Source organism: Streptomyces sp. PH9007 (assembly GCF_059813725.1).
The window spans coordinates 3,059,975-3,074,351 of record NZ_CM187440.1 but is presented as its reverse complement, the minus strand read 5'-3'; the positions used below and the strand labels follow the sequence as shown (position 1 = coordinate 3,074,351).

The 14,377-nt window shown below is 73.3% G+C and carries 16 protein-coding genes; 7 read left to right on the top strand and 9 right to left on the bottom strand.

The genetic code is table 11. From position 1 onward, the window contains the following. Window positions 1–3: 3 nt before the first annotated feature. Window positions 4–753, bottom strand: a complete 750-nt coding sequence (locus ACTFAP_RS13970; protein ID WP_500469294.1) for an SDR family NAD(P)-dependent oxidoreductase — start codon at window positions 751–753, stop codon at window positions 4–6. Between the two features lie 119 nt (window positions 754–872). Continuing rightward, a complete protein-coding gene (locus ACTFAP_RS13965; RefSeq protein ID WP_400011545.1) occupies window positions 873–1,265 on the bottom strand; it encodes a VOC family protein in 393 nt (130 codons plus the stop codon). A 160-nt stretch (window positions 1,266–1,425) separates the two neighbouring features. Here ACTFAP_RS13965 and ACTFAP_RS13960 point away from each other — a divergent pair, with 160 nt between their 5' ends. Next, window positions 1,426–2,718: an MFS transporter gene (locus ACTFAP_RS13960; RefSeq protein WP_500469293.1), complete on the top strand. Its 1,293-nt coding sequence runs from the start codon at window positions 1,426–1,428 to the stop codon at window positions 2,716–2,718. 43 nt (window positions 2,719–2,761) lie between these two features. On the opposite strand, the gene ACTFAP_RS13955 is transcribed toward ACTFAP_RS13960, so the two are convergent. Then, the gene (locus ACTFAP_RS13955; protein WP_500469291.1) at window positions 2,762–3,235 is read right to left on the bottom strand and encodes a MarR family winged helix-turn-helix transcriptional regulator; all 474 of its coding nucleotides are present in this window, start codon (window positions 3,233–3,235) and stop codon (window positions 2,762–2,764) included. A gap of 142 nt (window positions 3,236–3,377) precedes the next feature. Between ACTFAP_RS13955 and ACTFAP_RS13950 the strand changes: the two genes are divergently transcribed. Beyond that, complete coding sequence (locus ACTFAP_RS13950; RefSeq protein WP_495684795.1) at window positions 3,378–4,604, top strand: MFS transporter; 1,227 nt, start codon at window positions 3,378–3,380, stop codon at window positions 4,602–4,604. Here ACTFAP_RS13950 and ACTFAP_RS13945 read toward each other — a convergent pair. Continuing rightward, the gene (locus ACTFAP_RS13945) at window positions 4,564–5,463 is read right to left on the bottom strand and encodes a GNAT family N-acetyltransferase (protein WP_500469289.1); all 900 of its coding nucleotides are present in this window, start codon (window positions 5,461–5,463) and stop codon (window positions 4,564–4,566) included. The two genes, ACTFAP_RS13950 and ACTFAP_RS13945, sit on opposite strands and share 41 nt — an antisense overlap. Window positions 5,464–5,614: 151 nt before the next feature. Here ACTFAP_RS13945 and ACTFAP_RS13940 point away from each other — a divergent pair, with 151 nt between their 5' ends. After that, window positions 5,615–6,988 (top strand): serine hydrolase, encoded by a 1,374-nt coding sequence (locus tag ACTFAP_RS13940; protein WP_495684793.1) that lies wholly within the window; start codon window positions 5,615–5,617, stop codon window positions 6,986–6,988. 58 nt (window positions 6,989–7,046) lie between these two features. Here ACTFAP_RS13940 and ACTFAP_RS13935 read toward each other — a convergent pair whose 3' ends face one another. Beyond that, a complete protein-coding gene (locus tag ACTFAP_RS13935; RefSeq protein ID WP_495684792.1) occupies window positions 7,047–7,511 on the bottom strand; it encodes a GNAT family N-acetyltransferase in 465 nt (154 codons plus the stop codon). A gap of 226 nt (window positions 7,512–7,737) precedes the next feature. Between ACTFAP_RS13935 and ACTFAP_RS13930 the strand changes: the two genes are divergently transcribed. Further along, window positions 7,738–8,937, top strand: a complete 1,200-nt coding sequence (locus ACTFAP_RS13930) for a globin domain-containing protein (protein WP_495684791.1) — start codon at window positions 7,738–7,740, stop codon at window positions 8,935–8,937. 42 nt (window positions 8,938–8,979) lie between these two features. After that, window positions 8,980–9,969 (top strand): pyridoxamine 5'-phosphate oxidase family protein, encoded by a 990-nt coding sequence (locus ACTFAP_RS13925; protein WP_500469287.1) that lies wholly within the window; start codon window positions 8,980–8,982, stop codon window positions 9,967–9,969. 13 nt (window positions 9,970–9,982) lie between these two features. Here ACTFAP_RS13925 and ACTFAP_RS13920 read toward each other — a convergent pair whose 3' ends face one another. The 3 genes from ACTFAP_RS13920 to ACTFAP_RS13910 all read right to left on the bottom strand — a co-directional run bounded on the left by ACTFAP_RS13920 (window position 9,983) and on the right by ACTFAP_RS13910 (window position 12,342). Further along, window positions 9,983–10,480 (bottom strand): NUDIX hydrolase, encoded by a 498-nt coding sequence (locus ACTFAP_RS13920; RefSeq protein ID WP_500469285.1) that lies wholly within the window; start codon window positions 10,478–10,480, stop codon window positions 9,983–9,985. Window positions 10,481–10,517: 37 nt separating this feature from the next. Next, the gene (locus tag ACTFAP_RS13915; RefSeq protein WP_500469284.1) at window positions 10,518–11,660 is read right to left on the bottom strand and encodes a cystathionine gamma-lyase; all 1,143 of its coding nucleotides are present in this window, start codon (window positions 11,658–11,660) and stop codon (window positions 10,518–10,520) included. 310 nt (window positions 11,661–11,970) lie between these two features. Beyond that, on the bottom strand, window positions 11,971–12,342 hold the full coding sequence (locus ACTFAP_RS13910) for a phage holin family protein (protein WP_390117928.1): 372 nt from the start codon (window positions 12,340–12,342) through the stop codon (window positions 11,971–11,973). 51 nt (window positions 12,343–12,393) lie between these two features. Here ACTFAP_RS13910 and ACTFAP_RS13905 point away from each other — a divergent pair, with 51 nt between their 5' ends. Both ACTFAP_RS13905 and ACTFAP_RS13900 read left to right on the top strand, forming a co-directional pair. After that, entirely contained in the window at window positions 12,394–12,711 is a 318-nt protein-coding gene (locus ACTFAP_RS13905) for a cupin domain-containing protein (protein ID WP_390117929.1), read from the top strand. Window positions 12,712–12,860: 149 nt separating this feature from the next. Further along, window positions 12,861–13,073 (top strand): DUF5326 family protein, encoded by a 213-nt coding sequence (locus ACTFAP_RS13900; protein WP_030732470.1) that lies wholly within the window; start codon window positions 12,861–12,863, stop codon window positions 13,071–13,073. Here the strand turns inward: ACTFAP_RS13900 and ACTFAP_RS13895 are convergent. After that, window positions 13,039–14,310: a YibE/F family protein gene (locus tag ACTFAP_RS13895; protein WP_500469283.1), complete on the bottom strand. Its 1,272-nt coding sequence runs from the start codon at window positions 14,308–14,310 to the stop codon at window positions 13,039–13,041. The two genes, ACTFAP_RS13900 and ACTFAP_RS13895, sit on opposite strands and share 35 nt — an antisense overlap. Window positions 14,311–14,377 lie beyond the last annotated feature (67 nt).

Here is a 14,377-nt window from a genome sequence, read left to right as displayed (position 1 = left end):
GGGTCAGGTCAGGCCGCCGGTGGCGTGGAGGTTCTGGCCGGTGATCCAGCGGCCGTCGGGGCCGGCGAGGAAGGCGATGACGTCGGCGACGTCGGCGGGGGTGCCCAGGCGGCGCAGGGGGGTGAGGGCGGCGACGTGTTCGAGGGCCTCGGGCGGGTTGGTGCCGTGCAGCATGTCGGTGTCGGTGGCGCCCGGGGAGACGGTGTTGACGGTGATGCCGCGGGGGCCGAGTTCCTGGGCGGCGACGGCGGTGAGCTGTTCGAGGGCGCCCTTGCTGGCGGCGTACGCGGCGATGCCGGGTGCGGGGCGGGTGGTGTTGAGGGAGGAGACGCTGATGATCCGGCCGTTGTCGGGCATGTGGCGGGCGGCGTGGCACAGGGTGCGGAAGACGGCGGTGGTGTTGACGGTCATGACCGCGTCGAAGGCGGCCGGGTCGGTCTCGGCGAGCGGGGTCGGGGGGAAGGACAGGGCGGCGTTGTTGACGATGATGTCGGGGGTGCTGTGCAACCTTGTCGCCTGGTCGAGGAGTTCCTCGGCGGCTCCGGGGCTGGTGAGGTCGAGGAGGATGCCGTGGGCGCTGCCGGGGCCGCCGGAGCGCTGGACGGCGGCGACGACCTCGGCGGCGGCCGCCTCGCTGCGGGCGTAGTTGAAGACGACATGGGCTCCGTCGCGGGCGAGTCGTTCCACGACGGCCCGGCCGATGCCGCGTGAGCCTCCGGTGACGACGGCGGTTTTTCCCTGGAGTGCGGTCATGCGGTGCACTGTAATGCGGTGGTGTGCGGCGGGATGGGCATGATCGCGGCGTGGTACGGGGTGGGCGCGGGGGTGGTGGTGCGGGTTGCGGCGTGGTGTGCGGCGTGGGGCCGGTGGGGTCAGCCGAGGGGTGCGAACAGGTCGATGTGGTTGCCGTCGGGGTCCAGGACGGTGGCGTAGCGCTGGCCCCACACGGCGTCCCAGGGCGGGGTGGCGCCGGGGTGGCCGGTGGCGGTGAGTTCGGCGTAGAGGGAGTCGACTTCGGCGGGGCTGTCGCACAGGAAGGCGAGGCTGATGCGCTGTCCGCCGCGGGGTGGGGTCCAGTCGGGCTGGAAGGAGGTGATGGTGGCGACGGAGTCCCAGGCCAGGCGCAGTCCGCCGGGGAGCAGGGCCTCGACGTGGGGGGTGTCGGGGGCGGTGTCGGGGATGTCGAGGCCGAGTCGCCGGTAGAAGGCGAGGGAGGCGCTGAGGTCGTCGGTGATCAGTCCGATGAGGTCGCATCGTGGTGCCATGCGGGCAGCGTAGGCGGGGGTGTGGCGGGGGTCTTGAAGGAAACGGACACGTGCGGTCGGGGTGCCGGTCCGGTCTGATTGTCCACAGAATTCGGGGTTCTGTGGATAACTTTCCCGCCGCCGGGTCGGGTTGTCAGTGCGCCGCCCTACGGTCTGGGGCATGACCGCTCCCCCGACGTCCACCGCGCCCGATGCCACCGATCCCACCGTTCCCACCGATCCCGACGATCCGGCCGGTGCCGCTCCCGCTGTGCGGTTGCCCGGGGTGTACCGGGTGTGGCTGGCCGGTGCGCTGGTGTCGATGCTGGGCACGAGTCTGATGTTCTTCGCGCTGGGGTGGGCCGCCTCGGCGCACGGGGGGATGGTGGCCGGTGCGGTGCTGACCGCCGTCAATCTGCCGCGCTTCGCGCTGCTGCTGGTCGGCGGCGCGCTGGGGGACCGGGCGGGTGCCTGGCGGGTGATGGTGGCGGGGGATCTCGCCATGGTGCTGGTGTCGCTGGCGGTGGCGCTGTCGGCGTGGCGGTTCGGGTCGCCGGTGTGGCTGCTGCTGGCCGCCGCGCTGCTGACGGGGGTGGTGGACGCGTTCTATCTGCCGGCCTCGGGGTCGATGCCGCGGCGGCTGGTGGGGGCGGCGGTGCTGCCGCGGGCGCTGGCGCTGCGGCAGACGGGGGTGCAGTTGACGATGTTCGCGGGCGGCTCGCTGGGCGGGGTGCTGGTGGCGCGGGCGGGGCTGTCCGGGGTGGCGCTGGTGCAGGTGGGCACGTTCTCGCTGATGCTGGCGGTGCTGGTGGGGATACGGGGCCGGTTCGCCGGGGAGGGTGCCGGGCGCGGGGCCGGGGGCTCGATGCTGGGGGACATCGCGGACGGGCTGCGGCTGGCGTGGCGGGACCGGCTGTTGCGGGTGTCCCTGGGGGTGGTGTCGGTGGCGGCGGCGTTCCTGTTGCCGGTGGTGGCGCTGCTGGTGCCGCTGCTGGCGCGGGAGCAGGGCTGGGGCGTGGAGCCGGTGGGTCTGGTGAGTGGTGCGCAGGCGCTGGGCATCGTCGCGGTGTCGCTGGTGGTGCTGCGGCGCGGGGGCGCGGCGCGGCCCGGTGTCGCGGCGGGGGTCGGGCTGCTGGTGGCGGGCGGGGGGATCGCGGTGCTGGGGCTGGTGGCGTCGCCGGTGGTGGCGGTGGTCGCCGGGCTGCTGGTGGGGGCCGGGAACGGGCTGTTCGGGGCGCATGTGGCGCCGCTGATTCTGACGGCGGCGCCGGAGTCCCATCTCTCCCGGGTGCAGGCGATTTTGACGATGGTGCAGACCGGGTCGCTGCTGCTGATGAATCTGACGCTGGGTGCGGCGGCCGAGCACATACCGGTGGGGGTGGTGCTGGCCGGGTGCGCGCTGGCGGTGGCCGTGACGGGTGTGGGGGCGCTGTGCTCGGCCCCGCTGCGCGAGGTGCGGCGCGCCGGGGCGTAGCCGGGCGTGTGGGCCGGGGTGGCGCGACGCCGGGGGCCGGGGCTCAGGCCGGGGTGGCGGCCGGGGTGCTGGAGCGCCGGGCGTGGTCGCGGAGGGCGGTGACCAAGGGGGCCAGTTCGGGGTGGGTCGCGGCCTCGGTGAGGGCCCGGTCCAGGGCGGCGTCGTTGGTGGGGCGGGCCCGGTCCAGGAGGGCCCGGCCGGCCTCGGTGACATCGGTGTAGATGCCCCTGCGGTCGTCCGCGCACAGGTACCGGGTGAGCAGGCCGCGGTCCTCCAGGCGGTTGACCAGGCGCGTGGTGGCGCTCTGGCTGAGGACGACGGCCTCGGCGAGTTCGTTCATCCGGTAGTGACCGCCGGTGCCCTCGTGCTGCTGGACGAGGACGTTGAGGACGGAGTACTCGCGCACGCTCAGGTCGTGGGCGGCCTGGAGGGCGCGTTCGATGGCCGTCTCGATGCGGCCGTGCAGGGCGGACAGGGCGCACCAGCCCTGGCTGAGGCTCTGGTCGGGGCGCGTCATCGGGCCTCTCCTTCCACGGCGGCGGTTGCCGTGCCCAGGTTAGCTCACCTCCGCAAGAGTCGGCGTTTGCATATATCCCGCGTCTGCAATTATTGTCCAAGCCGTTAAAGGTTGTCTGCATGCAATAAATCGGAGGGACCCCGTGCCACTCGCGCTCCTCGCGCTGGCCATCGGCGCCTTTGGCATCGGTGCCACCGAGTTTGTGATCATGGGCCTGCTGCCCGAGGTCGCCGAGACCTTCTCGGTGTCCATCCCCACCGCCGGATACCTCGCCACCGGCTACGCCCTGGGCGTGGTGATCGGGGCGCCCGTACTGGCCGTGGCCGGGGCCCGGGTCTCCCGCAAGCGGATGCTGATGGCGCTCATGGGGCTGTTCATCGCCGGCAACGCCCTGTCCGCCGCCGCCCCCGTCTTCGCCGTGATGCTCGCCGGACGGGTGGTCGCCTCCCTGGCGCACGGGGCGTTCTTCGGCATCGGCGCGATCGTGGCGGCCGGGCTGGTGGCGCCGCACAAACGCGCCGGGGCGATCTCCTTGATGTTCACCGGGCTCACCGTCGCCAATGTGGTCGGCGTCCCGCTGGGCACCTGGCTGGGCCAGCAGGTCAGCTGGCGGGCCACCTTCGCGGTGATCGCCGGGATCGGGGTCATCGCCCTCGCCGGGGTGGCGGCCCTGGTGCCGCACCGGGTCGGGGAACCGGCCGGCGACGGGGCACCGGTCCCGGCACCGGCCGGCGGGCTGCGCGGCGAGCTGGCCGCGCTGCGCGACCCCCAGGTGCTGCTGGCGATGGCCATGACCGTGCTCGGCTTCGGCGGGGTCTTCGCCGCCATCACCTACCTGGCACCGATGATGACCGGCGCCGCCGGATACGCCCCGGGCAGCGTGACCTGGCTGCTGGTGCTCTTCGGCGCCGGCATGGTCATCGGCAACCTGATCGGCGGCCGGTACGCGGACCGCGCGCTGCTGCCCATGCTGTACGTGTCGCTGGGCGGCCTCGCCGTGCTGCTGGCCCTGTTCACCGCCACCGCCCACCACAAGGCGGGCGCCGCGCTCACCCTGCTGCTCATCGGCGGGTTCGGGTTCGCGACCGTCGCCCCGCTGCAGAAACGGGTCCTGGACCACGCCGCCCAGGCGCCGACCCTCGCCTCGGCCGTCAACATCGGGGCGTTCAACCTCGGCAACGCGCTCGCCGCCTGGCTCGGCGGCCTGGTGATCGCGGGCGGACTCGGCGACACCGCGCCCAATGTCGTCGGCGCGGCGATGACCACCGCCGCCCTCGGGCTCGCGGTCCTCGCCGCCACGCTGGAACGGCGGTCCGCCGCCGCCCGGTTCAGCCCAGCGCCACCGAGTACGGTGCGAACCGGCGGCTGATGTCCCCGGGCAGGTCAGCGGCGCCGCGCACCATGAGCGCGCACCGGAAGTCGCCCGACAGGCCACGGGAGCGCAGCCAGCCGGCCAACTCGGGGTGGCGGTCGTCCACGTCGTACCGCAGCGGCAGCGTGGCCGCCGCGCCGAGGTGGGAGATCAGGGCTTGCGCCGTGCGGAGGTCCTGCGCCACGACCGGGCCGATCACCGTGGTGGTGACGTTCGGCCAGGACGCCGCGTAACCGGTCAGCCGCCCGTCCGGGGCCTGCGCCACCGCCAGCCGGTCGGCGAACGACGGCAGCCGGGCGAGCAGTCCGGTGCGGTCGGTACCGAACACCGGCCGGTCCAGGGCCGTCAGCCCCGGCATGTCGGCCGCCGTGGCCGGCCGGACCCGCACCCCGTCCGGGCCGCGCCCGTTGTCCCGGCGCCCGTCGTCCTGGCCGGTCTCCCCGCCGGTGAACGGGCCTCGGAGCGTGGTCACCGCTCCCACTGCCGTGAAGCCCAGCTTCTCGTACAGCGGACGGCCGTTGTCGGTCGCGCTCAGGAAGAGCACCGCGTCCCCCGACTCGGCGATCGCGTGCCGCATCAGCCGTTCCCCGAGCCCGCGCCGCTCGTGGCGCCGCGCGACCAGCACCATGCTGACGCACCGGTACCCCGGGTAGGGGGTCAGGACGAACGCCCCGATCAGGCCGCCCACCGGGTCATCGGCCGGGGCGTCGATCCCGTACCCCGTTCCGGCGCTCAGCAGCAGCCGCCACTTGTGCGCCTCCCGGGTCCAGGACCGGTCGGCGGCCAGGTCCAGGGCCGCCGGCAGATCGGCACGGGTGAGACGGCGGACGGGCAGCGTGAGTGATGAGGTCGGCACGCCGTCCAGGCTTACCCGCCGCACGCGTTCGCCGCGACCGGTTTTCCCGCCGCCCCGCCGCCCTGCCCGCCCGGCCGGTCCCGGCGCCTCCCCCGCCCGCGCGAGGTCCGGCGTACTACTCCCCGCGCCGCACCGGTGGCAGGGTGACGCCATGACCGATGATCACCAGCTGCTGCCCGAGACCCGCCGCGCCCTGCGTCACCGGGTCGCCACCGCCCAGGCCCGGGGCAGGGCGCCCTCGGTGGTCGCCGGTGTCGTACGGGAGGGCACCGCGGTGTGGCACGGCGCGCACGGCGAGGGCGCCGCCGACGCACACCGGCAGTACCGCATCGGCTCGATCACCAAGACCTTCGCCGCCGTCCTCGTCCTGCGGCTGCGCGACGCCGGACTGCTGGACCTCGGCGACCGGCTGCGCACCCATCTGCCCGACGCCCCGTACGCCGGCGACGCCACCCTCTCCCAGCTGCTCTCGCACTCCGCCGGCCTCGCCGCCGAGGCACGCGGCCCCTGGTGGGAACGGACCGACGGCGCCCTGCGCCCCGCACTCGCCGACATCTTCGGCGACACACCGGACAAGCACCCCGCAGGACGCCTGTACCACTACTCCAACCCCGGGTACGCGCTGCTCGGCGCCCTCGTTGAGCGGCTGCGCGACGCGCCCTTCGAGGAGGTGCTGCGCGAGGAAGTGCTCCGGCCGCTGGGCATGACCCGCACCACCGCGCTGCCACAGGCCCCGTACGCGCGCGGCTGGGCGGTGCACCCGTACGCCGACGCCGTGCAGCCGGAGCCGCTCACCGACACCGGGCGGATGGCCCCGGCCGGACAGCTGTGGTCCACGGTCACCGATCTGGGTCTCTTCGGCCACTTCCTGCTGGAGGGCGACGAGCGGGTGCTGGACGCCGGCACCCTCGCCGAGATGCGCGTCCCCGCCGTCGCCCCGCAGGACCCGCAGTGGGAGTCCTCCTACGGCCTGGGCCTGCAACTGGCCCTGGACGACGGCCGGGTGCTGGCCGGACACAGCGGCTCCATGCCGGGGTTCACCGCCGGGCTGTGGACCTGCCCCGAGGAGCGCCTGGTGGCCGTCGCGTTCGCCAACGCCACCTCGGGCGTCGGGACCGGCGCGCTCGCCGCCGCGCTGCTGGCCGAGGTCGCCGACCGCGAGCCGGTCCTGCCCGCCCCCTGGCGGCCGATGCCGGCCGCCGACGCCGAACCGTGGCTGCTCGACCTGACCGGCACCTGGTACTGGGGCACCATCCCCTACACGTTGCGGCTGCTCGCCGGACGCACCCTCACCCTCGCCCCGGCGAACGGCGGCGGGCGCGGTTCGCGGTTCCGCCCGGTGGACGGGGACAGCCGGCGCTGGAAGGGCCTGGAGGGGTACTACGCCGGGGAGACGCTGCACGCCGTTCCCGAGGGACCCGCGCCCCATCTCGACCTGGGCAGCTTCATCTTCACCCGCACCCCCTACGACCCCGCTGCCCCCACCCCCGGCGGCGCCGACCCCGGCGGCTGGGGCGGGCTGTGAGCCCCGCCCCGTCCAACCGGTCCGGGCGGCGCGGGCGGAGGCGGGCCGCCGCGCCGGATCAGTCGCCCAGCGTCATCTTGAAGCCGAGGTGGCTCGCCTCGAACCCGATCCGCTCGTAGAACCGGTGCGCGTCCACCCGCGTGGCGTCGGAGGTGAGCTGCACCACAGCGCACCCCTGGCGCCGCGCCTCCGCCACCGCCCAGCCGATCATCTCGGTACCGAGCCCGCTGCCGCGCTGCGAGGCGTGCACCCGCACCGCCTCGATCAGCGCCCGTGAGGCGCCCCGGCGGGAGAGCCCGTGGATCACCGACAGCTGCAGGGTGCCCACGACCTGGCCCGCCACGTCCGCGGGTTCGGCCACCATCAGATGCTGGTTCGGGTCGGCGGCGATGCGTTCGAAGGCCGTCTCGTACGGCTTGAGGTCGTCCGGGCTCTCGCGGGCCGCGCCCAGCGGATCGTCGGCGAGCATCGCGACGATCTCCGGAATGTCCTCGCTCGTCGCGTATCTCATGGTGATGTTCATGCCACCGAGTCTAGAAAACCCCTTCGGACCGGCCATCGCGGCACAGGAAGGGGGTTGTGTCTCGTCCCTATAACGGTAGGGTCGGTGTCGCCTGCTGGGCGACGGCCAGCCGCTCAGTTCATGAGGTTCGGGGGCTCGAAGCCGGAATTTCCGGCTCACCACCCGGCCCCGGTGCGCACACCGACCCGCTGTGCCACCGGGAGTTGATCGAGGCGAGGCAGAGCAGATGACCGCGATACCGGCCGAGGACGGCACCGCCGCCACAGGATTCCAGCAGGGGCGCCGACCGTCCCCCGACGCTGTGGTGATCCGGCGCACGCTGGCGGAGATCGAGCCGGCGGCCGACGAGGTGACCTCGTACTTCTACGCCCTGCTCTTCGTCAACCACCCCCACCTGCGGCAGATGTTCCCGCCCGCGATGGACGCCCAGCGCGACCGGCTGTTCGGCGCGCTGCTCAAGGCGGCGGAACACATAGACGACACGGTCACCCTGACCGACTACCTGATGCAACTGGGCCGCGGCCACCGCAAGTACGGCACCCGCTCCACGCACTACCCGGCCGTCGGCGAGTGCCTGATGACGGCCCTGGAGCGGTTCGCGCCGCGCACCTGGGGCCAGGAGGCGGAGGCCGCCTGGGTGCGCGCCTACACCGCCATCTCCCAGATCATGATCGACGCCGCCGCCGACGACGAACTGCGCGCCCCCGCCTGGTGGCACGCGGAGATCGTCGCCCACGAGGCGCGCACCGCCGACGTCGCGGTGGTCACCGTACGGCCCGACCAGCCCTACCCGTACCGCGCCGGCCAGTACGCCGCCATGGAGACCCCGTGGTGGCCGCGCGAGTGGCGGCAGTACTCCTTCGCCTGCTCACCGCGCCCCGACGGGCTGTTGATGTTCCATGTGAAGGCGGTGCCCGCCGGCTGGGTCTCGCGGGCCCTGGTGCACCGGGCGCAGTGCGGCGACGTGATCCGGCTCGGACCGCCCGAGGGCGCGATGACGATCGACCACACCTCCGACAGCGGGCTGCTGTGCGTGGGGGGTTCGACGGGCATCGCCCCGATCAAGGCACTGGTGGAGGATGTCGCCGAACGCGGCAGACAGCGCCGCATGGAGGTGTTCTTCGGCGCCAACCGGGACACCGACCTGTACGAACTGGACACCTTCCTCGAACTGGAGCGGCGGCACCCCTGGTTGTCGGTGCGCCCGGTGGTCGCGCAGTACGCGACCCGCGGCTTCGCCGGGCAGCTGCCGGAGGCGGTCAAGGAGTACGGTCCGTGGCCCGAGTTCGACGGCTATCTGTCAGGACCGCCGCAGATGATCCGGCACAGCGTCGCCGCGCTGGTGTCCGCCGGAATCGAGGAGCGGCGGATACGGCACGACTTCACGGGTACGTTGGCCGCCGCGGGGATGTCCCCGGGGGCGTGAGCACGCCGGCAGTGACCAGCACGACGCAAGGTCGGATCGATCATGAATCACGGGGATGACGGCGCGCGCCTGCCCGGCAGCGACGGAGAGCACGAACTGCAGCGGCAGCTGGGCAGCGAACACCGGGCCGACCGCTTCTACGAGGAGCAGCTCCTCGATCATCTCAACGAGCGGATGCGCGAGTTCGTGGCCAGGGCGGAGATGTTCTTCCTGGCCACCGCCGACCGGCACGGCGAGTGCGACAGCACCTTCCGGGCCGGCCCTGCCGGGTTCATCCACGTACTGGACCACCGGGCGGTGGCCTACCCGGAGTACCGGGGCAACGGGGTGCACGCCTCGATGGGCAACATCACCGAGAACCCGCACGCCGGAATGCTGCTCATGGACTTCGACCGGGCGCGGATCGGGCTGCACATCAACGGGCGGGCCCGGATCGTGCCGGACGCCGAACTGCGGGCGCTGCACCCGGAACTGCCCCGCGACACGGCACCGGGGCGCAGGGCGGAGCTGTGGGTACGGGTGGACGTGGAGGAGGCGTACATCCACTGCGCCAAGCACATACCGCATCTGGTGAAGGCGCCCAAGCGCACGGCGCGGGCGTGGGGGAGCGACGACTACCGGCGCAAGGGCGGCGACTTCTTCGGGGCCGCCCGGCAGGCGCGCGAGGCCCGCGGGGCGGGCGAGGCCAGGGGGGCCGGGGCGGGCCCGGGTACGGGACCGGCGCCGGGCGCGTCGGCCGCGCCGTCCGTACCGGCGCCGCTGCCCGCCCCGGTGGCCGCCCCGGCTCCCGTGCCGCCACCGGCCCCCGTACCGCCGCCCGCCGCCGGACCCGTACCGCCGCCCGCGCCGCTGCCGCTGCCCGCCGCCGTACCGCCGCCGCTCGTCCCGGCGGAGTCCGAACTGCCGCTGCCGCCGCCCTCGGTGCCCGTCCCGCCGCCGCGCCCCCACGACTGGCAGGAAGCGGCCGAACGGGCGCTGGCCGAGGCCGAGCGGCGCGCTCCGCAGGACCCGGGCGCGGGCTGGTTCGGCTAGGGCGTCTCGCCGCTCAGCCCAGGTCGCGGGCGAGGAGCGCCCGCATTCCGGCGATGTTGCGGGTGAGATAGGCCAGCAGGGTTGCCGGGACGAGGTCGACGGCGGCGAGCCCCTGCGGGGTGAACGGCAGCCGCACGATCTCGTACCGGCCGCACGGATTGGTCACTTCGGGTCCGTGCCGCAGCGCCGGGTCCATGGAGGCCAGTCGGCAGACGAAGAAGTGCTGCACCTTCAGCCCCGGCGGGGTGGTCTCGCCCGGCTCGGGCAGGTGCGGAACGGTGTCGACGAACGCGGGCACCACATCGGTGATCTTGGCGCCCAGTTCCTCGAACACCTCGCGGTGCAGGGCGTCGAGCACGGTGGCGTCGGAGGACTCGACGCCACCGCCCGGGGTGATCCAGTACGCCGGCTGGCCCGGCTTGGTGCGCTTGATCACGATCAGCTCGGTGTCGTCCGCGGTCAGAAGGATGGCGCGGGCGGTGCGTTTGACCACGGGCCGTGCATCGGTCATGCGGGTACTTGTCGCCCGTACCGCCCGGTACGAAACCTCAGCCGGTCGCGTGGTCCAGGGCCGCCGTCAGATCGGCCACGAGGTCCGCGGCGTCCTCGATGCCCACCGACAGCCGGATGAAGCCCTCGGGGACGTCGTCGCCGCCCCAGCGGGCCCGCCGCTCGGCGGTGGAGCGTACGCCGCCGAAGCTGGTGGCGTTGTCGACGATGCGCAGGGCGGCGAGGAAGCGTTCGGCCGTGTCGCGGTCGGGGAGGGTGAAGGAGACCACGCAGCCGAAGCGCCGCATCTGGCGGGTGGCGAGGGCGTGCGCCGGATCGTCGGGGAGCCCGGGGTGGCGCAGTCCCGTCACCTCGGGGCGGGCGCGCAGCGCGGTGGCGACGGCCAGCGCGTTGCTCGCCTGCCGGTCCACGCGCAGCTGGAGGGTGGCCAGGCTGCGGTGGGCGAGCCAGGTCTCCATGGGGCCGGGGATGGCGCCGATGGCGGCCCGCCAGCCGCGCAGCGCCTCGGCGGCCTCCGCGTCGCGGGTCACCACGTAGCCGAGCAGCAGATCGCCGTGGCCGCTGAGCGCCTTGGTGCCGCTGGCCATGGAGAAGTCCGCGCCCAGTTCCAGGGGGCGCTGACCGAGCGGAGTGGCGAGGGTGTTGTCGACGGCGAGCAGCGCGCCGTGCGCGTGGGCGGCGTCCGCGAGCGCGGCGAGGTCGCACACATCGAGGCCCGGGTTGGAGGGGGACTCGGTCCACAGCAGCCGGGCGCCGTCGAGCGCCGCGTACTGCCGCGGGCCGCCGGTGGGCACGGTGGTGACGCGGATGCCGAACGCCTCCAGGCGCGGGATCAGGCCCGAGGTGCCGTGGTAGCCGTCGGTGGGCAGCACGGCGGTGTCGCCGGCCCGCAGCTGGGTGAACAGTACGGCGGAGGTGGCGGCCATCCCGGAGGCGAAGACGACGGCGTGCGCCTCCCGGTCGGGCGACTCCAGCTCGGCCAGGGCGGTTTCGAGCGCGGTCCAGGTGGGGTTGGCGTTGCGGCCGTAGCCGTAGGTGGCCTCGGCCGGGTCGCCCGGCAGGTGGTAGTGGGCGGCGAAGACCGGCCCCGGCAGCGCGGGCTTGCCGGGCCGCGGGGCGGGCAGGCCGGCGTGGACGGAGCGGGTTCCGTCGCCGGGTCCGGTGATGGGGGGGTGGCTCATGGGTGGTGCTGCTTTCCGTGGAGTGCTGTGCCGGCCTGGGCCAGCGGGTGGGGCGGGGCGCCCTCGATCCTGCCCCAGCCATGGGGCTCCCCCCGGACGGAGTCCGGGGGAGGCCGGGAGGTACCCCCGTCCGGTGGCCCCGGGGCCGGCGGGAGGGGCGGCAGCACCGCCCCGTTACCGGCGTTCCGCGGTGCCTGTTCCCCGGGCCCGCCCCGACGGGAGGCCCAGCCCGTCGGCGAGGGGCGGACGCCGGCGCGCGGACGGAGCGGACGGGCCCCCGCGCGCGGCGCGCGTGGTCATGGCCGGTTCGTCAGTCCCGGTCCAGGATGAGATTGACGGCCCACGACACGATGGAGATGATCAGACCGCCGAGCACGGCTGATCCGAAGCCGTTGACCTCGAAGGAGTCCCCGGCGATCCAGCCGGTCAGCATCAGCATCAGCGCGTTGATCACCAGGGTGAACAGCCCCAGGGTGACGACGAGCAGCGGAAAGGCCAGAACCTTCACGATCGGCTTGACGACGAGGTTGACCAGGCCGAAGATCAGCGCGACGAGGATGAGGGTGAGGGCCTTGCCGCCGGTGGTCGTCTCCCCGTCGCCGAGAGTGATGCCGCTGACCAGCCATACCGCCACCAGGAGCGCCACGGCGTTGGCGATGAACTTGAACAGGATGCTCTTCATGCAGGAGATCGTTGCAGACCGGGCCATGGGCCGGGCAAGGGGTGCGAGGCGATGAAGCAGTTCCGGCTGGATCAGCTGGAGGCGGAGCGAACCGCCCACAACGGCGCCTACCTGCGGTTTCTCCGTGAGCGCAGCATGTCGGCCGGGCTGTACGCGCTCAATGTGGGCGACACGGATTCGCAGGGGCCGCAGCGGCAGGACGTGCTGAACTTCGTGGTCAGCGGTCATGCCGAGGTCACGGTGGGTGGGGAGACCACCCGGGTGGCGCGCGGCAGCATCGTCTACGTCCCGGCGCACACCCCGTGCAAGTTCCACCACATCACGGAAGATCTGCGGGTGATGGTCATCTTCTCTCCGCCCGAAGGGTGACCTCCGGGCCCGTGGACCTCAGGGTTCCCTCGGGGGACGGTCAGGGGAGGACCGGGGCCGCGGGGCCTCCCGTCCGCCCACGGGCCCGCTTAGCATCGACATGACGGTGCCGGGGGATGTCGGAGAGCGGATGTGAGGAGCCGTGCGTCATGAAAGAACTGTTCAGGTCACTGCCGTGGTGGGTGCGCTGGGTCGCCATCCCCGCCATCGTGCTGGTGGTCTTCGGCGGGCTGATCACCTCGGTGCTCACGTGGCTGATGAGTCTGATGTTCAAGATCCTGGTCTGCGCGGCACTCATCGCGCTGCTGATCTTCATCGTGCGGAAGTTCACCTCTTCCTCCTCCTCCGGCGGCGGTTGGTAGGAGCCGTGCCGCCGTCCGGCCCGTCCCCCGCGGGCCGGTCGGCGCTCACCACCAGCGCCGCGAGCACGGTGGTGACGGGTACCGAGGCGACCAGGCCGATCGAACCGACCAGGGTCCGTACGATCTCCTCGGACACCAGCTCGCTGAACGCCACGGTGCCCACGCTCGCGTTGGCCACCGTGAACAGCAGCAGCAGGGGCAGCGCGGCTCCCGCGTACGCCAGCACCAGGGTGTTGACCACCGAGGCGATGTGGTCCCGGCCGATGCGCATGCCCGCCCGGTAGAGCTTGAGCCAGCCGGCGTCCGGCTCGGCCGCCTTGAGTTCCCACACCGCCGAGGTCTGGGTGACGGTGACGTCGTCGAGGACGCCGAGCGATCCGATGAGGATGCCGGCCAGCAGCAGTCCGCGGATCTCGATGCCGGGGTAGAGGGCGTGGATCAGGCCGGTCTGGTCGTCGGTGTTGCCGGACAGATGCGCCCAAGCGGTGAACAGCGAGCCCAGCAGGCCGATCAGCACCAGCGAGATGAGTGTGCCGAGCACCGCCACCGAGGTGCGGGCGTTGACACCGTGACACAGGTAGAGCGTCACCAGCATGATGGCGCTGCCGCCGATCACCGCCACCAGCAGCGGGTTCGAGCCGTGCAGGATGGCCGGGAGGATGAACAGCGTCAGCAGCCCGAAGCTGACCACCAGGCCGATCAGCGCCAGCAGCCCGCGCATCCGCCCCACCAGGACGACCGCGACGGCGAAGACGGCGGCCAGCAGGAGGATGGGGAACTTCCGGTCGACGTCGGAGACGCTGTACTGGAGTTCCTCGGGGGCGTTGGGCGCGTACGCCACGATCACCTTCTGCCCGGCGTGGAACTTCTGCGTGGCGTCCGGGGGCACCACCTCCTGGAAGGTACGGCCGGTGTGCGGGCCGGTGGTCACCTCGATGGTGGCCTGGGCGCACTGTCCCTCCACGCCGCGCGGAACCTGCACCCCGAGCTCGGCGCAGTCCTGCTCCTCGACGCCGGTGACCTTCGCCTCCTCGAACTGCTGGTCGAAGCCGACGCCGGTGTGCTCGTCGCCCGCGGTGGGGGCGCCACCGGGCCACAGCAGGAGCAGACCGCCCGCCACCGCCACCGCGAACGGGATCAGCACGGCCGCTATGACCCGCCGCAGATGGGCCGAGACGGGGGGCGGCGGCCCGTGGCTGTGGCTGTGGCCGTGGCTGTGTCCATGGGTGTCTGTCACGCGCCGATCATCGCAAGAGAATCCCGGGCGCACTGTTCAGCCGGGCCGGGGAACCGTTAGCGTAGGC

Coding starts and splice junctions, on each gene's coding strand:
- ACTFAP_RS13970 (WP_500469294.1), bottom strand. CDS start 753: ATGACCGCACTCCAGGGAAAAACCGCCGTCGTCACCGGAGGCTCACGC.
- ACTFAP_RS13965 (WP_400011545.1), bottom strand. CDS start 1,265: ATGGCACCACGATGCGACCTCATCGGACTGATCACCGACGACCTCAGC.
- ACTFAP_RS13960 (WP_500469293.1), top strand. CDS start 1,426: ATGACCGCTCCCCCGACGTCCACCGCGCCCGATGCCACCGATCCCACC.
- ACTFAP_RS13955 (WP_500469291.1), bottom strand. CDS start 3,235: ATGACGCGCCCCGACCAGAGCCTCAGCCAGGGCTGGTGCGCCCTGTCC.
- ACTFAP_RS13940 (WP_495684793.1), top strand. CDS start 5,615: ATGACCGATGATCACCAGCTGCTGCCCGAGACCCGCCGCGCCCTGCGT.
- ACTFAP_RS13935 (WP_495684792.1), bottom strand. CDS start 7,511: ATGAACATCACCATGAGATACGCGACGAGCGAGGACATTCCGGAGATC.
- ACTFAP_RS13930 (WP_495684791.1), top strand. CDS start 7,738: ATGACCGCGATACCGGCCGAGGACGGCACCGCCGCCACAGGATTCCAG.
- ACTFAP_RS13925 (WP_500469287.1), top strand. CDS start 8,980: ATGAATCACGGGGATGACGGCGCGCGCCTGCCCGGCAGCGACGGAGAG.
- ACTFAP_RS13920 (WP_500469285.1), bottom strand. CDS start 10,480: ATGACCGATGCACGGCCCGTGGTCAAACGCACCGCCCGCGCCATCCTT.
- ACTFAP_RS13915 (WP_500469284.1), bottom strand. CDS start 11,660: ATGAGCCACCCCCCCATCACCGGACCCGGCGACGGAACCCGCTCCGTC.
- ACTFAP_RS13910 (WP_390117928.1), bottom strand. CDS start 12,342: ATGAAGAGCATCCTGTTCAAGTTCATCGCCAACGCCGTGGCGCTCCTG.
- ACTFAP_RS13905 (WP_390117929.1), top strand. CDS start 12,394: ATGAAGCAGTTCCGGCTGGATCAGCTGGAGGCGGAGCGAACCGCCCAC.
- ACTFAP_RS13900 (WP_030732470.1), top strand. CDS start 12,861: ATGAAAGAACTGTTCAGGTCACTGCCGTGGTGGGTGCGCTGGGTCGCC.